The organism is Nocardia rosealba (genome assembly GCF_020216065.1).
Taxonomy (GTDB): domain Bacteria; phylum Actinomycetota; class Actinomycetes; order Mycobacteriales; family Mycobacteriaceae; genus Nocardia; species Nocardia rosealba.
Genome location: NZ_JAIWNA010000005.1, coordinates 150,818 through 170,258, shown reverse-complemented (window position 1 = coordinate 170,258; position 19,441 = coordinate 150,818). Strand labels below are relative to the sequence as shown.

The following is a 19,441-nucleotide window of genomic DNA, read 5'->3' as shown; positions in this document are numbered from 1 at the left end:
CGGCAGCCGTAGGCATAACAGAGCTATAACGCCTACGCTCGTCACATGGGAGAACGGGTTCTTGTGACACTCGACGGTGTGGTCGCTGACGCGAACACGCCGTCGCTCTATGCCGACGACATCGGAGCGCTGCGTGGCGACGGTGTGTTCGAAACGATATTGGTGCGCGGCGGCACGGCCACCGCGCTGGAATTCCACCTGGCCCGGCTGCGCCGCTCGGCCCAGGCGCTGGAACTGCCCGAGCCGGGGCTGGCGAAATGGCGCAGCGCGGTCGAGCTGGCGGTCAAGGAGTGGGGTGCCGAGGAAGAGGGCATGCTCCGCCTGATCTACACCCGCGGCCGCGATTCCGAATTCGACGCGCCCGGCTCGGGTCTCGTGCCCGACGAGCCGGCACCGACGGCGTATGTGCTCGTCTCCCCGGTGCCCGCGCGGGTCGCGCAGGCGCGTGCCGAAGGTGTGAAGGTGATGTCGCTGGCCCGTGGCATCTCCGTCGACCTGGCGCAGGCGGCGCCGTGGCAGCTGCTCGGCGCGAAGACGCTGTCGTACGCGACGAACATGGCCGCGCTGCGGTTCGCCCGGCGGATGGGCGCCGACGACGTGATCTTCCACAGCACCGAACACCGGGTGCTGGAAGGCCCGCGCTCGACCGTGGTGATCGCGCGCGACAAGCAGCTCATCACCCCGCCCGCCAAGATCGGTGTGCTGCCGGGTGTCACCCAGCGCGCCCTGTTCACGGTGGCGGAGAAGAAGGGCTGGGAATGCAAGTACCAGTCGATCTTCACCGCTGACCTTTTCGATTGCGACAGCATCTGGCTGCTGTCGAGCATCACGCTCGCGGCCAGGGTGAATCAGCTCGACGGGGTGCGGCTGTCCGCGCCCGACAACGCTCAGGAGATCATCGACATGGTCGACGCGGGGATCGACCGGCCGGGGACCATCGGCGACTGGTGAGCGCCTGTGGGGCGCGGGTGGGCGCGCCCCTGCGCCGGGTCGTGGCGGTTGTCACCCTTGATCGGGGTACCCGTGCGCGTACTCTCTACTACAGGACGTCGTAGTAGTGGATGGAGGCCGGATGGACACCTTGGACATCTCCCGGTGGCAGTTCGGCATCACCACGGTTTATCACTTCGTCTTCGTACCGCTCACCATCGGTCTGGCGCCACTGATCGCCATGATGCAGACGGCGTGGGTCGTCACCGGTGACGAGAAGTGGTACCGGCTCACCAAATTCTTCGGGAAACTGTTCCTGATCAACTTCGCCCTCGGCGTCGCCACCGGCATCGTGCAGGAATTCCAGTTCGGGATGAACTGGAGCGAATATTCCCGCTTCATCGGCGACGTCTTCGGCGCACCGCTCGCGCTGGAAGCGCTTGTCGCGTTCTTCATGGAATCGACCTTCATCGGCCTGTGGGTGTTCGGCTGGACGCGCCTGCCGAAACTCGTTCACCTGGCGACCATCTGGATGGTCGCGATCGGTGTGAACGCCTCGGCCTATTTCATCGTCGCCGCCAACTCGTTCATGCAGCACCCGGTCGGCGCCCGCTACAACCCCGAGACCGGGCGCGCCGAACTGGAAAGCATCTGGGCGCTGCTCACCAACAACACAACCCTGGCCGCGTTCCCCCATGTCGTCGCCGGATCATTCCTCACCGCAGGCACTTTCGTCGCCGGGATCGCCGGCTGGTGGATGGTGCGCAACGCGCGCAGCGGTGACGCGGACAAACTCGAGCAGGCACGCACGATGTGGCGGCCCGCCGCCCGCGCGTCGCTGGTCGTCATCGCGGTGGCCGGGGTCGGCGTGCTGTTCACCGGCGACATCCAGGGCAAGCTGATGTTCGAACAGCAACCGATGAAGATGGCGTCGGCGGAATCGTTGTGCCATACCGAAACCGACCCCGATTTCTCCATTCTCACCGTCGGTACCCACAACAATTGCGACAGCGTCGTGCATGTGCTGAAGGTGCCCTATGTGCTGCCCTATCTCGCCGAAGGCAAATTCGACGATGTGACGCTCGACGGTGTCGTCGACCTGCAGAAGACCTACAACGTGAAATACGGACCGGGTGATTACCGGCCGAATCTGTTCGTCACGTACTGGTCGTTCCGTGCCATGATCGGCCTGGCCGCCGGGTCTGTGCTGCTGCTGTTCGCGGCATTCTGGATGACCCGTGGCGGGCGCGTGCCCGATCGTCCCTGGTTCGCGTGGTTGAGCCTGCTCGCCATCCCCACGCCGTTCCTGGCCAACAGTGCGGGCTGGGTGTTCACCGAAATGGGGCGGCAGCCGTGGGCGGTGGTGCCCAACCCCACCGGCGACCCGAATATCCGGATGACCGTGCAGCAGGCGGTGTCCGAGCACGCGCCGATGACGGTGTTGTTCTCGCTGATCGTGTTCACGCTGCTTTACGGTGTGCTCGCGGCGGTGTGGTTCTACCTGATCCGCCGATACACGATCGCCGGACCCGACGAGCCAGTGCACCACGACGGTCCGCCTGCCGATGAACAACTGTCCTTCGCGTACTAGGAGACGGCGATGAGTTTGCCATTGTTCTGGTTCATCCTGATCGGCGTCCTGTTCACCGGCTACTTCGTGCTCGAGGGTTTCGACTTCGGTGTCGGGATGCTCATGCCCGTTCTCGGCAAGGGCTCCGACACGCGACGCCGCGTGGTGCTCAACACCATCGGCCCGGTGTGGGACGGCAACGAGGTCTGGTTGATCACCGCGGCCGGGGCGATGTTCGCCGCGTTCCCCGAGTGGTACGCGAGCCTGTTCTCCGGGTTCTACCTGGCCTTGCTGCTGTTGCTCGTCGCCTTGATCCTGCGGATCTGCGCGATCGAATACCGCGCCAAGATCAACGACCCGAAGTGGCGGGCGTGGTGTGACCGCGGTATCGGGATCGGCTCCTGGATTCCGGCCCTGGCCTGGGGGTGGGTGTTCGCGAACCTGGTGCGTGGCGTGCCCTTGAACGAAGACCGCCAGATCGTCGGTTCGGTCTGGGATCTGTTCAGCCCCTACGCCCTGCTCGGCGGACTGGCGACGGGCATCCTGTTCCTGCTGCACGGTGCGGTGTTCCTGGTGCTCAAGACCGGCGGCGAGGTGCGCGAGGACGCCCAGCGTGTCGTCCGATTGCTGCTCGTGCCGACCGTGCTGGTCGTCGGTGCGTTCGGGCTGTGGACTCAGCTCGCCTACGGCGCAGGCTGGACCTGGGCGGCGGTCGGCGTGGCGTTGCTCGGACTGGTCGTCGCCGGAGCGGCGAACATGGTCGGTCGCGACGGCTGGGCCTTCGTCGGCACCACGCTGACGGTGATCTCGGCGACGGTGCTCATCGTCGGCTCGATGTACCCGAACGTGCTGCCCTCCACCATCAGCCCGGCGTTCGACCTCACCATCGACAACGCGTCGTCCTCGCCGTACACGCTGAAGGTGATGAGCTGGGCGGCCCTGCTCGCCACGCCGGTGGTGCTGATCTACCAGGGGTGGACGTACTGGGTGTTCCGCAAGCGGCTCACCGTCGACCAGATCCCGGCGCCGACAGGGCTGCCGTTCGTCGGTAAGGAGTGAGGTGATGGGCGCGCTCGATGGGTCGGCGGGGGCGCCCGAAGTACGGCGGCGCGGGCCGATCGATCCGCGGTTGCTGCGGTACGCGCGGTCGGCTCGGCCGCACCTGGTGATCGCGGTGCTGATCGCGCTGGTCATCACGGTGACCATCGTGGTGACGGCGGTGCTGCTGGCGCGGGTGCTCGCCGGTGTTGTCACCGACCCGTCGCGGCGCGACTTCGACTCGTGGACAACCGAACTGGTCGTGTTCGGCGTCGTCGTGGTGGTGCGTGGGGTGGCGAGCTGGTGGCAGGCGCGGCTGGCGCACCGGGCGGGCAGTGCGGTGGTGGCCGAGCTGGAGAACGCGGTGCTGCGGGCCGGGGCGGAGCTGTCTCCGCGCGAACTGGACTCGCGGCGTACCGAGATCGCGGTGGTGGTCGGCAACGGGCTCAGCGGGTTGCGCGGGTGGTTCACCGGCTACCTGCCCGCGCTGCTGCTGGCCTGTCTCGTTCCACCGATCGTGCTGGTGGTCATCGCTTTTCACGATCCGACTTCGGCCGTGATCGCCGTGATCACCGTGCCGCTCATCCCGATGTTCATGGTGCTCATCGGGCTGCTCACCCAGGGTCGGGCCAAGGCGACGCTCGCCGCGAGCACCAGGTTGTCGGATCAGATTCTCGACCTGTTCGCCGGCATGCCGACGCTACGGGCACTCGGGCGCGAAGGTCCGGGCGTGGCCGGTATGGCGAAACAAGTACAGGCGCTCGGCGATTCGCTACGGCAGCGGACGATGCAGTCGTTGCGGATGGCGTTTCTGTCCTCGATGGTGCTCGAGGGATTGGCGACGCTGAGCGTGGCGCTGATCGCGGTGGCCATCGGTTTGCGACTGGTGTTCGCGGAGATGACCCTGTACGCCGGGCTCGTCGCGTTGATCCTCGCACCGGAGGTGTACTGGCCGCTGCGGCAGGTGGGGGAGAAGTTCCACGCCGCGCAGGACGGGATGGCGGCTGGGGAACGAGCCTTCGCCGTGCTCGATTCGACCACCGGATCTGCTCACGGCGCCAAACACGCTGCTGCACGATCACTTCAGCCATCCGACGTGGATGCCGCGGATGTGGTTGCCGTGCACGCAGATACGAACGCTGCGCCGCCGGAATCGGCATCGTCGGTGGGTTGCGCTGTGCGGGCGGATCGGCGTGATCCAGGGTCTGTGGTGGGGCCGGGCGAACGGTCGGGTTCGCGGATCCAGCTGTGCGAGTTGACCGTCACCGCGCGCGGTGGGACGGCGCCGCATCGGTTGACCGCCGAGTTGATGCCGGGCTCGGTAACGGTGCTCACCGGGGCGAACGGGTGCGGGAAATCCACTACGCTGCAGGCGATTCTGGGACTGATCGAGCCTGACAGTGGGACTGTTCTCGTCGATGGAAGGGATGTCGGCGACCTCGATGCCGACAGCTGGTGGGCGCGCATCGCCTGGTTGCCGCAGCGGCCGGTGCTGGTTCCGGGAACGCTGCGCGAGAATGTCGAACTCCTCGGTGTGCCCGGCACCGCCGCCGACCTGGACCGGCTGGAACAGATCAGCGCCGCAACAGGATTCGACACCGTGCTCGACGAGCTCCCACAGCGCTGGGACACCGTCCTCGGTCAAGGCGGCACCGGCCTGTCCCTCGGCCAACGCCAGCGCCTGGCCCTCACCCGCACCCTCGCCGCCCACCGCCCGATCCTGCTGCTCGACGAACCGACCGCCCACCTCGACGCGGTCAGCGAACACCGAGTCCTCACCACCCTGCGCACCCTTGCCGCCGAAGGCGCGACCGTCGTGGTCGTCGCCCACCGCCCGACCGTCCTGTCGGCGGCCGACGTGGTCGTCGAGGTCGTCGGTGAAACCGAGGATCGGCGGGGCGGGCGGGACGATTCGGACGGGAGGGCTTTGTGATCGCCGATCTGCGGGACATGTGGCGGCTGCTCGGGCTGTCGCCGTGGCGGGTCGCGGTGGCTGTGGCGTGGGGGGTGCTGGCGCTCGGGAGTGGACTCGCGCTGGCGGCGCTGGCGGCGTGGTTGATCGCGCGCGCCTGGGAAATGCCGCCGGTGCTGCATCTGAGTGTGGCGGTGACGGCGGTGCGGGCGCTGGGAATCTCCCGGGGGCTGGCCCGGTACCTGGAGCGACTGGCCACCCACGACGTCGCCCTGCGAGCCATGACAACGGCGCGCACCACGGTGTACCGCACCCTCGCGCAGTCGGACATCTGGTGGTGGCGTGACCGGGCAGTCGAGAGTGGCGGGACGGTCGAGGGCAGGTCGACGGGGATCGTGCTCGACGGTGAGCAGCCCGGGTCGCCGGGGAGACGGCGGTTGGGGGAGTTGCGGCGAGGGGATCTTCTGGTTCGGGTCGGGGCCGATATCGATGATCTCGGTGCTGTGGTCGTGCGGGTGTTCGTGCCGGTGGCCGTCGCAGTGGTGTTGTCGGTGGCGGCGGTCGGGCTGATCGCCACCATTTCTGTGGCGGCAGCCGTGATTCTGGCTGCGGCGCTTGCTGTTTCGGGCGTGCTGGCGCCGTGGTTGTCGGCGGTGGCCGGGCGCGACGCCGAACGTGCGGTGCGGCGGGATCGGGGTGAGTTCACGGCCGAGGCGTTCACCGTGCTCGATCACGCGGCCGAACTGCGTGTCGCCGGACGGTTGGACGCGGCACTCACGGTGGCAGACAAGGCATCCGGGCGCGCGGTCGCCGCCGAAGACTCGGCCGCCTCCCGCAGCGCGTGGGCCGCCGCCGCGACCCCGCTGTCGATCGGGATCAGCGCCCTCGGCGCCCTGCTGGTCGGCATCGCCGCCTACGGGCCGACGGGTGGCCTCCCCGGCGGCATGACGCCCATGGCCCTCACCATCCTCGTGCTGGTCCCCCTCTCGGCCTTCGAGGCCGTCGCCACCCTCCCCACCGCCGCGACCACCCTCACCACCTCCCGCGCCGCCCTCCACCGCCTCCAGTCCATCGCAGGCCCCCAGCCCACCGGGCGGACGATAACCGCCTCATCGACCCCACCGGCTGGTTCGACCTTCGGCCCCGGCGTGACCGCTGGATCCGGCGACCCTGTTCGACGCGATGCGACGGCGGGGCGCGATGCGTTTGCCGGGCCGGGTGCGACCATGGCGATGCCGGAGGGGCGGCGAATCGCCGTTGTCGGGCCGAGTGGGGCCGGAAAGACGACCTTGCTGATGGAGTGGGCGGGCCTGTTCGACACCCCGCGTGCGGGCGTCACGTTCTTCGCCGAGGATGCGCATCTGTTCGGTACATCCATCCTCGAGAACCTGCGGGTCGCGCGCGGTGATCTCGCCGAGGCCGAAGCCGAAAGCGCCCTGCGGCGAGTCGGTCTCGGCCCCTGGCTCGACAGTCTGCCGAACGGCGTGCGGACCTCGCTCACAGCGGGGGCGGCAGCCGTGTCGGGCGGTCAGCGCAGGCGATTGCTGCTGGCGCGGGCACTGATCGCACCGGCCGAGACCCTGCTGCTCGACGAGCCGACCGAACACCTCTCCGCCGAGGAGGGCGACCAGCTCCTGCGCGAACTCCTCGACGCGGACAGCGGCCTGGTGGCGCCGGAGCGTCGCGTCGTGGTCGTCACCCATCAGCTTCCGCCCGACCATCGTGCCGACACGGTCGTCACCGTCGACCGGACCGGCGCCTGTCGGGTCGACGGCCGGTCACTGTCCGAAAAGTGAGGCGATTTCAGCAGGTCGGAGCACCCGGAAAATCAATTGCCGAGCTCGGCGCGTGCCGATAGATTCATCGGTACACAAGAGAGGAGGTGGTCTGAAGAATGTATGTTCAACGGATGCGTGAGGTGGCTGCCCGCTAGCAGCACCCCTGCGGGAGATTCCCCAGCGGTGCGCTGAGCGAATCCCAGGCAGACACCCGGCCCCCGAGCCCCCGGACTATCCACCCGGGACCGCCACGTTCCCCGGAACGAGACGGTATGGCTCGGGGGTCGCTCCATTTCCGCCGCGGAAACGACGAACGCCCCGCGAAACCGCGGGGCGTCCGATCGGGATCTCAGCCGATGTAGCGCTGCAAGCGCGCCGACAGGCGGGGGATGAGCGCACCGTCGGGGTCGACTCGTTCCTCGACGTAGGCCAGGTCGCCGCCCTCGACAATGCCGTAGAGGCGTTTCGCGCCGCCGACGACTGCGCCGGACTGGCTGCGGATCACCACATCGGTGGCCAGTTCCCAGGACGACTGGGTCAGGGCGGTGCCGTAGAACAGTTCGACGACGCCGGAGCTGTGGGTGAGCAGCAGTTCGAGCATCTCGGTGTCGGCGTCGGTGCCGACCCGCCAGTACCCGCTCTCGCGCAGGTCGGGGCTTTCGTAGGCGCCCTCGGTGTCGAGCTTCCAGGTCTGCGATTCCCAGACCAGGTAGTCGCCACCGTCATGCGACACGATGATCTGCTGACCGAAGCGGTAGTCGCCGTCGGCAGGGTGGTGGCCTTCGCCCTCGCCGCGCCACACACCGACCAGCGGCAGCAACGCGAGCATCGCGTGGTTCAGATCGGGACCCTCGCGCAGATTCGCGGTGTCCTCGGGAATGGGGAGACCGCCGAGGACCGAAATGTTTCGGACCCCGGTTTCTTTCGCACGCTCGGCGGCGACATTCACCGCCTCGTCGCCACTGCGACGCTGTGCCGAAGCGTCTTGCACGTCACTCGCTCGCTCGGCCGGATCGGAACCTTCGCTCGCGAGCCCGCTCATGACTCGGTGAACAGCCGGTAGAAGACGTACAGGCCGAACCAGCCGATGAGGATCGACACGGCGATGAGGAGAATCTCGAAGAAGAGGACCACGTTTCGGAGTCTAGCGAGTCCGAAACGAAGATACGAAAACGGCCCCGGCAGTTCCCGCACAGGAACTACCAGGGCCGTTGTGAGGTTTCTTACTTGGCGACCGCGACGTCCACCGCGTGGATGCCCGCGCCCTCGGGGCTGATCTCGGCCGAGCCGTTGCCCGACGCCGACAGCGCGCGCAGGGTCCACGAACCCGGCGCGGCGAAGAAGCGGAAATCACCGGTGCCGGAGGCGACGACCTCGGCGGTGAAGTCACCGTTGCCGTCGAGCAGACGCACGAACGCGCCGCCGACCGGCTGACCGTCGGTGCTCAGGACACGGCCGGTGATGACCGTTTCCTTCTCCACATCGACGCCGGCCGGGATGGCCTGACCCTGGGTAGGTGCTGCACACATATTGATTACGCTCCCAACTCGATAGGTGCACCGACGAGCGAACCGTATTCGGTCCAGCTGCCGTCGTAGTTCTTGACGTTCTGGTGGCCGAGCAGCTCCTGCAGCACGAACCAGGTGTGCGAGGAACGCTCGCCGATGCGGCAGTAGGCGATGGTCTCCTTCTCGCCGTCCAGGCCCGCATCCTTGTAGAGCTCGGCGAGCTCTTCGTCGGAACGGAAGGTGCCGTCCTCGTTGGCCGCCTTGCTCCACGGCACGTTGATCGCGCCCGGGATGTGGCCGGGACGCTGGCTCTGCTCCTGCGGCAGGTGCGCGGGAGCCAGGATCTTGCCGGAGAACTCGTCGGGGCTGCGCACGTCGACCAGGTTCTTGGTGCCGATCGCGGCGATGACCTCGTCGCGGAAGGCGCGGATGCTCAGGTCGGGAGCCGAAGCCTTGTACTGGGTGGCCGGGCGGTTGACCGCGTCACGCGAGAGCGGACGACCGTCGAGCTCCCACTTCTTGCGGCCGCCGTCGAGCAGCTTGACGTCGTTGTGGCCGTACAGCTTGAAGTACCAGTAGGCGTAGGCGGCGAACCAGTTGTTGTTGCCGCCGTACAGCACCACGGTGTCGTCGTTGGCGATGCCGCGCGCCGAGAGCAGGTCGGAGAACTGCTCCTGGTTCACGAAGTCGCGACGAACCTGATCCTGCAGGTCGTTCTTCCAGTCCAGGCGAACGGCGCCTTCGATGTGGCCACCCTCGTAGGCGGAGGTGTCCTCGTCGACCTCGACGAAGACGACGCCGGGGGCGTTGAGGTTCTCTTCGGCCCAGTCAACGGAGACCAGGACATCGGAGCGAGCCATGTTGTTCCTTTCAACAGACGTGCAGGGTGGGTCAGTTCGGTGCCGGAGCAGGCGACCGGCGGAAGCGGGCTACCAGCGGATAGATCTGGCAGCCCAGGCAGACCCCGAACGCCGCGTTCAAGAACGCCGCGAACAGGGCGAAGCCGGCGAACACCGCGCCGACGATCGGGGAGCCGAGCGCGAAGCCCAGCAGGGAGACACCGGCGAACGCGAAGCCGAGTGCCTGCGCGAAACGCAGCGGCGGCACGGGTTCGGTCTCGGTGGGCGGGCCGACTCGCGGCGCGACGAGCGCCGCGTAGATCCGGCCGTAAGGGTGCTTGGCGGGACCGGCCGCCGCGCCGATCGCGAACACCACGGCCTGCAGGCCGATCAGGATCGCGGCGGCGACGGGGGAAACGGTCGCGACCAGCAGCACCGCGACGAGCACCCCGGTCGTCACCCAGGCCACGAAACGCGGCCCGCGGACATCGACGCGAGGTGGGGAATCAGAAAACGAGGTCATGGTGCGAACTCCTGCGCTGAGACGATTCAGTGGGATCTGCCAGTTCGCCGGGGGATCGAAACGATCACTCGCGCGGCGAACAGAGGTCGGCGTCAGGAATCTCGGGAGAGAAGCCGACCGGTCAGCGGCACAGGCAGCAACAACCACCGAGGCGACACAGGTCAACTGTGCGGCGTCGGGTGAGCATCAGCTCGTGGTCGGTTTGCACGATGAAGAGTTTACCCGGTCTTCCCGGGAAATGGGCAGGCCCCCCTCGAAACGGGGGACAACGTCACACTGTGAGCGGCTCGAGGGCGGTGCGCAGGTCGCCCGCCTTCGGTACGCCGGAGATGCGGAAACGCTCCTTGCCCTCGGCGTCGAAGACGAAGGTCGTCGGCAGGGAGAGCACGTTGAGTTCGCGGGCCAGCGCGGGTTGCGCGTCGATGTCGATCTCGATGTCGCGGGGTGCGTTCGGCGAATCGGCCAGTTCCGCGGTGACACCGGCGACCACCCGCCGCACGGCGTCGCACGGACCGCACCAGTCGGCCGAGAAGTGCAGCACCGCGGGCACCGAACCGGAGACACCCGCCGCGTCGAGCAGGCGGGCGCGCTGTTCGGTGTCGGGGTCGAGGGTGGCGGGCCGGACCCGGCCCTGGTTGCGGCGCAGCAGCAGGCCGACCGCGACGGCGGCCAGCACGACGGCGGCGAGTACGGCGAGTTCGATCATGGTTGCTGCAATCGGTCCAGGTCGATGGTGACGTTGCGGCCGACGCCCTCGACAACGATGTGCCCACCCAGCGCCTCCACCTCGGTGGGCCGGACGCCGAACGGCAACTCCTTGGTATCGATCGTACGACTGAAGCGCTCGAGCACCGCGCCGCGATCGGCCTCGAGGATCTCCGATTCGCTGGTCTTGGCCGTGTCGGCCGGGCCGCTGTTCTTGTCGTGATAGAAGCCGGTGGCCTGGATGCGGACCAGGTCGCCGTCGAGCAGCAGGTCGGCCTGGATCTGCACCGGTACGCGTTTGGCCGAACTCGACGGGGTGACACCCGCGCCGAGAATGCGCCCGTTGGGCGCGGTGGGCAGCGTGCCGGTGAGCACGAGCGCGCCCCCGGTGGTCATGCCGGAACCACCCGAACCGCCCGTGCCGTCGGACTTGTCGGCCGGACGGGTGTGGACCTGCAGGTCGGGGATGCCGAAGAGCCTGCCGAGCTCGGTGGGTTCGATGCGCATGCGGGCGTCGACGCGGTCGACCTGCACCGAGCGCGCCGCACCGTCGAGCAGCTCGCCGGCAGGCGCGTGCAGACCGTTCAGCGTGGCTTCGATGCCGATCTCGCCGGGGATGTCCGGGCGCATGCTTCGGGCCCGGATCGCCACGTTGTCGTAGCGCCCGGCCAGGGCCTGGGCGGTGAACGGGAAACCGTGGAAGGTCACTTCGGGATCGGCCGACAGGTCGGCGCCCGCCCGCAGTTGCCGCGACACGTGGTACTCGGTGTAGGCGGCGGCGCCGAAATCGATCACCACCGCCAACCCGGCCAGGCACAGCAGCCCGATGATCAGCTTGCGCATGAGGTGAGAGTAGCGCCCACGCACGCGGGTGCCGGGGGCCCGGGTATCGGCCGAACACTCGTAAGTGTGCCCGTGTTGCGAGGTCATGGCCTGTGACGCGCTAATGTTGCACCGACTAACCCTGTGTTTCGGCGACGTAGCTGTGCGGCTGCTCTCGTCGCGCAGACACGAGATAGGAGGAGAGCCCGGTGGAGCTGCTCCTACTGACTTCCGACCCCAACCCGGATGCGGTGCTGCCCTCGTTGACGCTGCTTGCGCACAACGTCCGCCCCGCGCCGACCGAGGTGTCTTCCCTGCTCGAGGCGGGTAGCGCCGATGTAGCGCTGGTCGACGCCAGGACCGATCTGGCCGCCGCGCGCGGGCTGTGCAGACTGCTCGGCAGCACCGGTTCGTCGGTGCCCGTAGTCGCCGTGCTCACCGAGGGCGGACTGGTCGCGGTGAACGCCGACTGGGGCCTCGACGACATCCTGCTGCCAGGCACCGGCCCCGCCGAACTCGACGCGCGCCTGCGCCTGCTCGTCGGCCGCAACGGCGGCGTGGCCAGCCCCGAGAACACTGGCAAGATCACCCTCGGCGAACTGGTGATCGACGAAGGCACCTACACCGCCCGCCTGCGCGGCCGCCCGCTCGACCTCACCTACAAGGAATTCGAGCTGCTCAAGTACCTCGCCCAGCACGCAGGCCGGGTCTTCACCCGCGCCCAGTTGCTGCAAGAGGTGTGGGGCTACGACTTCTTCGGCGGCACCCGAACCGTCGACGTCCACGTCCGCCGCCTGCGCGCCAAACTCGGCAGCGAATACGAATCCCTCATCGGCACCGTCCGCAATGTCGGCTACAAGGCCGTCCGCCCCGCCCGCTCGACCGCCGCCAAGGGCGAACCGCCCGCCTTCACCGACGAAGACGTCGACGGCGAGGACCTGACACCGGTCAACGGCAGCACCCCCTGACGAGCACATTCAGTCCGCCATGACAGCCTTCCCAGCCCCGCACATCCCGACCTCGAGGAGGGTCCGCCGCGAAGCGGCGTAGCGGCCCGGCCGCGCGAACAGCGCTCGAAGCGCATGCGCGAAGCGCGAGTCTCGAGCGCTGTTCGCGCGGCCCCTCAGGGGCCGCGCTCGAGCGCGCCAGCGCTCTAAAAATACAGCCCAATACCTTTGTGGTGCACAAAACGCCGAGGTAGTTCCGTACAGCTGAGACCGCAACCCAAGCACACCCCGGCGCAGATCACGCAAGCCCCGTATAACTGACTCCGAACGACGACAAGTAGCGGGGACAGTGTGGAGCAGGTGCGGCCGGAGGGGCCTTTGCGCGCGGTGACCGCGCTGATCGCGGGTTGGCTGGGGGTACTGGTCGGCGTTGCGGGGATCGTCGTCGGGGTGGCGACCGCGGTATTGCGGACGCTCGGGCGTCAGATCGATCTCGACTATGTGGGCGCGGGGATCGTCGGCGGGCTCGGCGTGGTGTACCTGCTCGGCGCGGTGCTGTTGCTGCGGCGCCGGATGCTCGGTAGGCGAGTGCTGCTCACGATGGCGGCGGTGATGGCGGGGGCGACGGGGCTGGTCGTGGTGTTGAACGGGGCGAGTCACGGCTGGCGGTTCGGGCCGCTGGACTGCTGGCTCGGGCTCAATGTGGTGATCGTGGCGTTCAGCGTGATCGAGCCGACGCGACGCTGGACCGCGACGCGATAGCGGCGGACGGGATACGGTCGGACCATGCTCGAGCAGGAGAAGACAACGACTCTCGGTGACGTGACGGCCGTCGTCGCCGTGACCCTCGGCGCGCTCGCCGCCGTGGCGAATCTGCTCGGCGCGGCGTATGTCCTGCGCACCTTCTTCGGCGACCCGGAGCTGCTCGACGATTCGCTCGTCCTCTTCAGCACGCTCGGCGCGCTGGCCGCCGCGTTCGCCTTCGGCTACGGCGCGCTGCTGCTCGCCCGCCGCGACGACACCGGCCGCTGGGTGCTGATCGCCGCCGCCGCAGCGCAACTCGGCCTCGGGCTGCTGGCCCTGCTCGCCACGCTCATCGGCTACGACTCCGGGTACGGCATCCACTGGTTCGCCGACCAATCGGTACTGCGTTCGATCTTCGTCGGTCTCGGTGGGGTGCCGGGAGCGGTGACGGCGATCGTCAACCACAACTGGACGGCCGCCGCCACCGCGACCGGGCTCGGCGCGATCGTGCTGCTCATGGCACTCCTGCCGTGGACGGCGAACTACACGCGCGCACGCCCGAAAGATCTTGTCGGATCGGCCGTATAGTTTCAGCTGGTCAGCACCAGGGCACACAGCTCATCAGGAGGGGGAACGATGGGGTATCCGCACGGCCCACAGGGCTACGACCCGTACGCGGCACAGGGTTACGCACAACCGGGCTACGCCCCCGACCCCTACGCCCAGCCCTACGGTGCCCAGCCGTATGCCGAATACGGTTACGGCGCACCGGCTTACGGCCAGTACCCGCCGGGCTACGGACAACCACGCCCCGGCGGGGGGACGGCGATCACCGCTGCTGTCATCTCACTGCTGCTGTCGCTGATCGCCCTCGGCGGACTCGGAATCGCCGCGGCCTTCATCTTCGCCACCGAGCCGACCAGCGCCACCGACGAAGCGGGCCGGTCCGAGGTGACCATCGGCCTCGCCATCGCCGCCGTCCCCAGCCTGCTGTGGTTCCTCGGCTCCATCCTGCTGTTCCGTCGCAAGACCGCGGGCCGCGTGCTCCTGATCCTGCTGTCCGTCCTCGCCCTGGGTGGTACCTGGGTCTCGGTCCTGATGGCACTGAGCCAGACCTCCTCGTCGGAGGCCGGTGGCGCGATCGCGGGCGCCCTCGTGATCTCGTTCTTCCCCCTGATCATCCTCATCCTGACCGCAGCCCCCTCGACGGGCCGCTGGATCCGCGCCGGTCGCCCGAATGCGTATCCCCACTACTGACACCTGACTCCGCCTCGGAACAGCGACTCACACCCGACGTTGCCGTACGCATCGGCATCGATTCGGTCCTATCCGGGTAGTGGCTGATAAAAGCGCAGGTCAGGAGTCGGTCATGGACTCCGCCGGGACAATCCGGCGTCTTCCGATACGCTGGGCACCCGTGACCGCCGCATCGTCCTCGGGTAACTCCGTCAACGCAGATTCCGCCAGCCAGGCAAACCAGTACGACCTGATCGTGGTCGGGTCCGGCTTCTTCGGCCTGACCGTGGCCGAGCGGGCCGCGAACGTGCTGGGTAAGCGGGTGCTGGTGATCGACCGCCGCTACCACCTGGGTGGCAACGCCTACTCCGAGCCCGATCCGGAAACCGGAATCGAGATTCACAAGTACGGCGCGCACCTGTTCCACACCTCGAACAAGAAGGTGTGGGACTACGTCACCCAGTTCACCGAGTTCACCGGCTACCAGCATCGCGTGTTCGGCCTGCACAAGGGCCAGGCGTACCCACTGCCGATGGGGCTCGGGCTGATCTCGCAGTTCTTCGGCCGCTACTTCACGCCGGAGGAAGCTCGCAAGCTCATCGCCGAGCAGGCCGCCGAGGTGAAGTCCGCCGACGCGCAGAACCTCGAGGAGAAGGCGATCTCGCTGATCGGCCGTCCCCTCTACGAGGCGTTCATCCGCGACTACACCGCCAAGCAGTGGCAGACCGACCCGAAGGAACTGCCCGCGGGCAACATCACCCGTCTGCCGGTGCGCTACACCTTCGACAACCGCTACTTCAACGACACCTACGAGGGCTTGCCCAAGGAGGGGTACACGAAGTGGCTGGAGAACATGGCCGCCTCCGACCTCATCGACGTGCGCCTGAACACGGACTGGTTCGACGTGCGGGACGAGGTCCGCGCCGCCAATCCCGACGCGCCGGTGGTCTACACCGGTCCGCTGGACCTGTACTTCGACTACGCCGAAGGTGAATTGGGTTGGCGCACCATTGATTTCGAGACCGAAGTGCTCGAGATCGGCGACTTCCAGGGAACCTCGGTGATGAACTACAACGACGCCGACGCGCCGTTCACCCGCATCATCGAGCCGCGCCACTTCCACCCGGAACGCGACTACCCGACCGACAAGACGGTCATCATGCGCGAGTTCTCGCGCTTCGCCCAGACCGGCGACGAACCGTATTACCCGATCAACACCCCGGAGGACCGCGCCAAGCTGCTCGCCTACCGCGAGCGCGCCAAGCGTGAAACCGCCGAGCGCAAGGTGCTTTTCGGTGGCCGCCTCGGCACCTACCAGTACCTGGACATGCACATGGCGATCGGTTCGGCGCTGAGCATGTTCGAGAACGTGCTCCGTCCGCACCTCGAGTCGGGTGCGCCCCTGGTGGACGAGGCATGAGCGCGCAACCGATGCTCGAAGACGTGACCACCGAGACGCGCGCCAAGGCCCTGCTGCAGCGCGTGATCCTGCCGCGCCCGGGTGAGCCGCTGGACGTGCGGACCCTCTACCTGGAGGAATCCACCACCAACGCCCGCCGCGCGCACGCGACCAGCCGCACCGCGCTGTCGATCGGCGCGGAGTCGGAGGTGTCGTTCTGCACCTACTTCAACGCGCTGCCCGCCAGCTACTGGCGTCGGTGGAGCGTGCTGAAGTCGGTGGTGCTTCGCCTGGAACTGGCCGGGCACGGTCGCGTCGACGTGTACCGCTCCAAGGCGGACGGTTCGCGAATCCACGTGCAGGGCAAGGAGTTCGCCGTTCCGCAGGGTGCGGATTCGGTGTCGGTGGAGTTCGAGACCGACCTGGGCCCGTTCGAGGACGGCGGCTGGATCTGGTTCGACATCACCACCGACACGGCGGTCACCCTGCTCGCGGGCGGGTGGTACGCACCGCAGGAGGCGCCGGGCACCGGCAGCATCGCCGTCGGCATGCCCACCTTCAACCGGCCGACCGACCTGGTCAAGACCCTGGCCGCCCTCGGCTCGGACCCGCTGGTGCTCGGCAATGTCGCCGCGGTGATCGTGGCCGACCAGGGCAACCGCAAGGTCGTCGACGAGCCCGGCTTCACCGAGGCCGCCGCGACGCTGGGCGACCGGCTCAGCATCCACGACCAGCCCAACCTCGGCGGGTCCGGCGGCTACAGCCGCGTGATGTACGAGGCGCTGAAGACCGACGCCGAGTTCATCGTCTACATGGACGACGACATCGAGATCGAGCCCGACTCGATCCTGCGCGCCCTTGCGTTCTCCCGGTTCGCCAAGTCGCCGCTGCTGGTCGGCGGGCAGATGCTGAACCTGCAGGAACGCTCGCACCTGCACAGCATGGGTGAGGTCGTCGATCGCGGGATCTTCATGTGGTCCTCGGCGCCGAATGTCGAGTACGACCACGACTTCTCGAAGTATCCGCTCAAGGACCGCGACAACTCCAAGCTGCTGCACCGGCGCATCGACGTCGACTTCAACGGCTGGTGGACCTGCGTGATCCCGCGCCAGGTCGCCGAGCAGATCGGGCAGCCGCTGCCGCTGTTCCTCAAGTGGGACGACGTCGAATACGGTCTGCGAGCCCGCGACGCGGGGTACTCCACGGTCACCCTCCCCGGTGCCGCCGTGTGGCACATGGCCTGGTCCGACAAGGACGACGCCATCGACTGGCAGGCCTACTTCCACCTGCGCAACCGCCTGGTCGTCGCCTCGCTGCACCTGCCGGGCGACGGCAAGCCGATGATCGTGAACACGGTCAAGGCCACCCTCAAGCACCTGCTGTGCCTCGAGTACTCCACGGTTGCCATCCAGAACGAGGCGATCCGCGACTTCCTCGCGGGGCCGGAGGGTCTGTTCGACCTGCTGCCGAGCGCGCTGGGCAAGATCCACGCGATGCGCAAGGAATTCCCGGACGCCGTGGTGGTTCCGTCCTCGACCGAACTGCCGCTGGCCAGCCGCCACGGTGTCGGTGCCGTCGGCGAGCCGGGCAATCCCATCGCCAAGGTGGCGCGCCTGGCCAAGGGCGTGGTGCACAACTTCCGCAAGGCCGACCCGGCCGCCCACGAGACACCGCAGCTCAACGTGCCGACGCTGGACGCGCGCTGGTTCCTGCTCTCGCAGGTCGACGGCGTGACCGTGACGACCGCCGACGGCCGTGGCGTGGTGTACCGCAAGCGCGACCCGCGCAAGGCGGCGGAGCTGCTCAAGGAAGCTCTGCGCCTGCGCAAGGAGCTCACCGCCCGCTTCCCGGAGATGCAGCAGCGCTACCGGGCCGCGCATGCCGAGCTGACAAGCACGGCGGCGTGGGAGAAGACCTTCGGCCTGAACGGAACAAGCAAGTGAACGCGATCAACCCGGAACTGGAACTCCTCGACGAGGGTTGCGGCGGCGACTGCGCGTGCGGTGGCGAGTACGTGGAGGTGCCCGTCGAGGTCGCGATCCTCAACGCCGTGCAGGGCACCATCGGCACCAACCCGGCCGTCGTGTCGGCCGCGCGGGCGATGTCGCACTTCGGTGAGCACGCGCTCGGCTGGGTCGGCATCGCGGCGGCGGGCTGGCTGGTCGACAAGCCGCGCCGCCGTCAGTGGGCGGGCGTGGCCGTCGGCGCGGTCGGCGCGCACGCCGCGTCGATCGTCATCAAGCGCATCGTCCGTCGGCCGCGCCCGAACGATCCGTCGGTGCAGGTCAATGTGTCGACGCCGAGCAAGCTGAGCTTCCCGTCCTCGCACGCCACCTCCACAACGGCGGCGGCGGTGTTGCTCGGCAGGCTCACCGGGCTACCCTTGCCTGCGGTGCTCGTGCCACCGATGCTGTTGTCCCGGGTCGTGCTCGGGGTGCATTACCCTTCCGATGTGCTCGCCGGTTCCGCACTGGGGGCCGCGTCGGCCGCCGCCGTGCTCGCCGCCGAAAAGAGACGCCGCCCGTGACCGCTACCGAAAGAACTCTGGCTGAGATGAGCGAAGAACCGTCCGCCGCCGTCCTGGACGAGGCTGCTGTGAAGGGCCCGCCGAAGACCCTGGCCGGCGGGCTCGTCAAGGCCGTTCGCCCACGTCAGTGGGTCAAGAACGTGCTCGTGCTCGCCGCGCCGCTCGCCGCGGGCCCCGAGGCCGTCAGCGACCTGGGGATCCTCGCGCACGTGGCGATCGCGTTCGTCGTGTTCTGCATGGCGGCCTCGGGCATCTACCTGGTCAACGACTCCCTCGACGTCGAGGCCGACCGCGCCCACCCGACCAAGCGGTTCCGGCCGATCGCGGCGGGCGTCGTTCCTGTCAACCTGGCTTACGCGCTGGCAGCCGTGCTGCTGGTCGGTTCGATCGCCGGTTCGTTCCTCGCGTCCTGGCATCTCGCCGTGGTGATGGCCGTGTACATCGGCATCCAGCTGGCGTACTGCCTCGGGCTCAAGCACCAGGCCGTGCTCGACATCTGCATCGTGTCCTCGGGCTTCCTGCTGCGCGCCATCGCCGGTGGTGCGGCCGCGGATATCGAACTGTCGCAATGGTTCCTGCTGATCATGGCGTTCGGTTCGCTGTTCATGGCGGCGGGCAAGCGCTACGCCGAGTTGCAGATCGCGCTCGACACGGGCGCCAAGATCCGCAAGTCGCTGCAGTACTACACCCCGACCTACCTGCGCTTCGTCTGGACGCTCGCGGCCACCGCGCTCGTGGTGTTCTACGGACTGTGGGCGTTCCAGCAGGGTGAGGCCCGTGACACCCAGTGGTACGCGATCTCGATGGTGCCGTTTACCATCGCAGTCCTGCGTTACGCGGTCGACGTCGATGGTGGCGAGGCCGGTGAACCCGAAGAGATCGCGCTGGGGGACCGCATCCTGCAGTTCCTCGCTATTGCCTGGATCGGAGCGGTAGGTGTCGCTGTCTATCTCACCTGACGAG

Annotated in this window: 19 protein-coding genes; 13 read left to right on the top strand and 6 right to left on the bottom strand. The window is 68.0% G+C overall.

The window, feature by feature from the left end; all coding sequences use genetic code 11:
- The first annotated feature begins 45 nt into the window (after positions 1–45).
- The 5 genes from LDL21_RS19835 to cydC all read left to right on the top strand — a co-directional run bounded on the left by LDL21_RS19835 (position 46) and on the right by cydC (position 7,246).
- A complete protein-coding gene (locus tag LDL21_RS19835) occupies positions 46–951 on the top strand; it encodes an aminodeoxychorismate lyase (RefSeq protein ID WP_181698701.1) in 906 nt (301 codons plus the stop codon).
- Positions 952–1,072: 121 nt separating this feature from the next.
- Positions 1,073–2,521 (top strand): cytochrome ubiquinol oxidase subunit I, encoded by a 1,449-nt coding sequence (locus tag LDL21_RS19830; protein ID WP_372462207.1) that lies wholly within the window; start codon positions 1,073–1,075, stop codon positions 2,519–2,521.
- Positions 2,522–2,530: 9 nt separating this feature from the next.
- Entirely contained in the window at positions 2,531–3,559 is a 1,029-nt protein-coding gene (cydB, locus tag LDL21_RS19825) for a cytochrome d ubiquinol oxidase subunit II (protein ID WP_181698699.1), read from the top strand.
- 4 nt (positions 3,560–3,563) lie between these two features.
- On the top strand, positions 3,564–5,471 hold the full coding sequence (gene cydD / locus LDL21_RS19820) for a thiol reductant ABC exporter subunit CydD (RefSeq protein WP_225281282.1): 1,908 nt from the start codon (positions 3,564–3,566) through the stop codon (positions 5,469–5,471).
- Between the two features lie 17 nt (positions 5,472–5,488).
- Positions 5,489–7,246, top strand: a complete 1,758-nt coding sequence (gene cydC, locus LDL21_RS19815; RefSeq protein ID WP_225281468.1) for a thiol reductant ABC exporter subunit CydC — start codon at positions 5,489–5,491, stop codon at positions 7,244–7,246.
- 331 nt (positions 7,247–7,577) lie between these two features.
- On the opposite strand, the gene LDL21_RS19810 is transcribed toward cydC, so the two are convergent.
- The 6 genes from LDL21_RS19810 to LDL21_RS19785 form a co-directional block, all read right to left on the bottom strand.
- Positions 7,578–8,270 (bottom strand): heme-binding beta-barrel domain-containing protein, encoded by a 693-nt coding sequence (locus LDL21_RS19810; protein ID WP_225281281.1) that lies wholly within the window; start codon positions 8,268–8,270, stop codon positions 7,578–7,580.
- A gap of 181 nt (positions 8,271–8,451) precedes the next feature.
- Entirely contained in the window at positions 8,452–8,757 is a 306-nt protein-coding gene (locus LDL21_RS19805; RefSeq protein WP_181701355.1) for a DUF1416 domain-containing protein, read from the bottom strand.
- Positions 8,758–8,762: 5 nt separating this feature from the next.
- Entirely contained in the window at positions 8,763–9,596 is an 834-nt protein-coding gene (locus tag LDL21_RS19800) for a sulfurtransferase (RefSeq protein ID WP_067492342.1), read from the bottom strand.
- Positions 9,597–9,627: 31 nt separating this feature from the next.
- Positions 9,628–10,098 carry a DUF4395 domain-containing protein gene (locus tag LDL21_RS19795; protein ID WP_225281280.1) on the bottom strand — a complete coding sequence of 157 codons (471 nt, stop codon included), beginning with the start codon at positions 10,096–10,098 and terminating at the stop codon, positions 9,628–9,630.
- Positions 10,099–10,369: 271 nt separating this feature from the next.
- Positions 10,370–10,804 carry a thioredoxin family protein gene (locus LDL21_RS19790; protein WP_225281279.1) on the bottom strand — a complete coding sequence of 145 codons (435 nt, stop codon included), beginning with the start codon at positions 10,802–10,804 and terminating at the stop codon, positions 10,370–10,372.
- Positions 10,801–11,646, bottom strand: coding sequence for an LmeA family phospholipid-binding protein (locus LDL21_RS19785; protein WP_067492559.1), 846 nt, complete (start codon positions 11,644–11,646; stop codon positions 10,801–10,803). Before LDL21_RS19785 ends, LDL21_RS19790 begins: the two co-directional genes overlap by 4 nt.
- Before the next feature lie 188 nt (positions 11,647–11,834).
- Here LDL21_RS19785 and LDL21_RS19780 point away from each other — a divergent pair, with 188 nt between their 5' ends.
- The 8 genes from LDL21_RS19780 to LDL21_RS19745 all read left to right on the top strand — a co-directional run bounded on the left by LDL21_RS19780 (position 11,835) and on the right by LDL21_RS19745 (position 19,437).
- Positions 11,835–12,593 carry a winged helix-turn-helix transcriptional regulator gene (locus LDL21_RS19780; protein ID WP_181701349.1) on the top strand — a complete coding sequence of 253 codons (759 nt, stop codon included), beginning with the start codon at positions 11,835–11,837 and terminating at the stop codon, positions 12,591–12,593.
- 330 nt (positions 12,594–12,923) lie between these two features.
- Positions 12,924–13,334, top strand: coding sequence for a hypothetical protein (locus LDL21_RS19775; protein WP_225281278.1), 411 nt, complete (start codon positions 12,924–12,926; stop codon positions 13,332–13,334).
- A 24-nt stretch (positions 13,335–13,358) separates the two neighbouring features.
- A complete protein-coding gene (locus LDL21_RS19770; RefSeq protein WP_225281277.1) occupies positions 13,359–13,904 on the top strand; it encodes a hypothetical protein in 546 nt (181 codons plus the stop codon).
- 48 nt (positions 13,905–13,952) lie between these two features.
- Positions 13,953–14,573: a hypothetical protein gene (locus LDL21_RS19765; protein ID WP_225281276.1), complete on the top strand. Its 621-nt coding sequence runs from the start codon at positions 13,953–13,955 to the stop codon at positions 14,571–14,573.
- Positions 14,574–14,733: 160 nt separating this feature from the next.
- Entirely contained in the window at positions 14,734–15,972 is a 1,239-nt protein-coding gene (gene glf / locus LDL21_RS19760) for a UDP-galactopyranose mutase (protein WP_181700503.1), read from the top strand.
- On the top strand, positions 15,969–17,894 hold the full coding sequence (locus tag LDL21_RS19755) for a glycosyltransferase (protein ID WP_225281275.1): 1,926 nt from the start codon (positions 15,969–15,971) through the stop codon (positions 17,892–17,894). Before glf ends, LDL21_RS19755 begins: the two co-directional genes overlap by 4 nt.
- A 71-nt stretch (positions 17,895–17,965) precedes the next feature.
- On the top strand, positions 17,966–18,478 hold the full coding sequence (locus tag LDL21_RS19750; protein ID WP_067494988.1) for a phosphatase PAP2 family protein: 513 nt from the start codon (positions 17,966–17,968) through the stop codon (positions 18,476–18,478).
- Positions 18,479–18,504: 26 nt separating this feature from the next.
- Positions 18,505–19,437, top strand: a complete 933-nt coding sequence (locus LDL21_RS19745; protein ID WP_067494894.1) for a decaprenyl-phosphate phosphoribosyltransferase — start codon at positions 18,505–18,507, stop codon at positions 19,435–19,437.
- The last annotated feature ends 4 nt before the right edge of the window (positions 19,438–19,441 follow it).

Coding starts and splice junctions, on each gene's coding strand:
- LDL21_RS19805 (WP_181701355.1), bottom strand. CDS start 8,757: ATGTGTGCAGCACCTACCCAGGGTCAGGCCATCCCGGCCGGCGTCGAT.
- LDL21_RS19785 (WP_067492559.1), bottom strand. CDS start 11,646: ATGCGCAAGCTGATCATCGGGCTGCTGTGCCTGGCCGGGTTGGCGGTG.
- LDL21_RS19745 (WP_067494894.1), top strand. CDS start 18,505: ATGAGCGAAGAACCGTCCGCCGCCGTCCTGGACGAGGCTGCTGTGAAG.
- LDL21_RS19795 (WP_225281280.1), bottom strand. CDS start 10,098: ATGACCTCGTTTTCTGATTCCCCACCTCGCGTCGATGTCCGCGGGCCG.
- LDL21_RS19835 (WP_181698701.1), top strand. CDS start 46: ATGGGAGAACGGGTTCTTGTGACACTCGACGGTGTGGTCGCTGACGCG.
- LDL21_RS19755 (WP_225281275.1), top strand. CDS start 15,969: ATGAGCGCGCAACCGATGCTCGAAGACGTGACCACCGAGACGCGCGCC.
- cydB (WP_181698699.1), top strand. CDS start 2,531: ATGAGTTTGCCATTGTTCTGGTTCATCCTGATCGGCGTCCTGTTCACC.
- LDL21_RS19790 (WP_225281279.1), bottom strand. CDS start 10,804: ATGATCGAACTCGCCGTACTCGCCGCCGTCGTGCTGGCCGCCGTCGCG.
- LDL21_RS19765 (WP_225281276.1), top strand. CDS start 13,953: ATGGGGTATCCGCACGGCCCACAGGGCTACGACCCGTACGCGGCACAG.
- LDL21_RS19770 (WP_225281277.1), top strand. CDS start 13,359: ATGCTCGAGCAGGAGAAGACAACGACTCTCGGTGACGTGACGGCCGTC.
- LDL21_RS19800 (WP_067492342.1), bottom strand. CDS start 9,596: ATGGCTCGCTCCGATGTCCTGGTCTCCGTTGACTGGGCCGAAGAGAAC.
- cydD (WP_225281282.1), top strand. CDS start 3,564: ATGGGCGCGCTCGATGGGTCGGCGGGGGCGCCCGAAGTACGGCGGCGC.
- LDL21_RS19830 (WP_372462207.1), top strand. CDS start 1,073: ATGGACACCTTGGACATCTCCCGGTGGCAGTTCGGCATCACCACGGTT.
- cydC (WP_225281468.1), top strand. CDS start 5,489: ATGTGGCGGCTGCTCGGGCTGTCGCCGTGGCGGGTCGCGGTGGCTGTG.
- LDL21_RS19810 (WP_225281281.1), bottom strand. CDS start 8,270: ATGAGCGGGCTCGCGAGCGAAGGTTCCGATCCGGCCGAGCGAGCGAGT.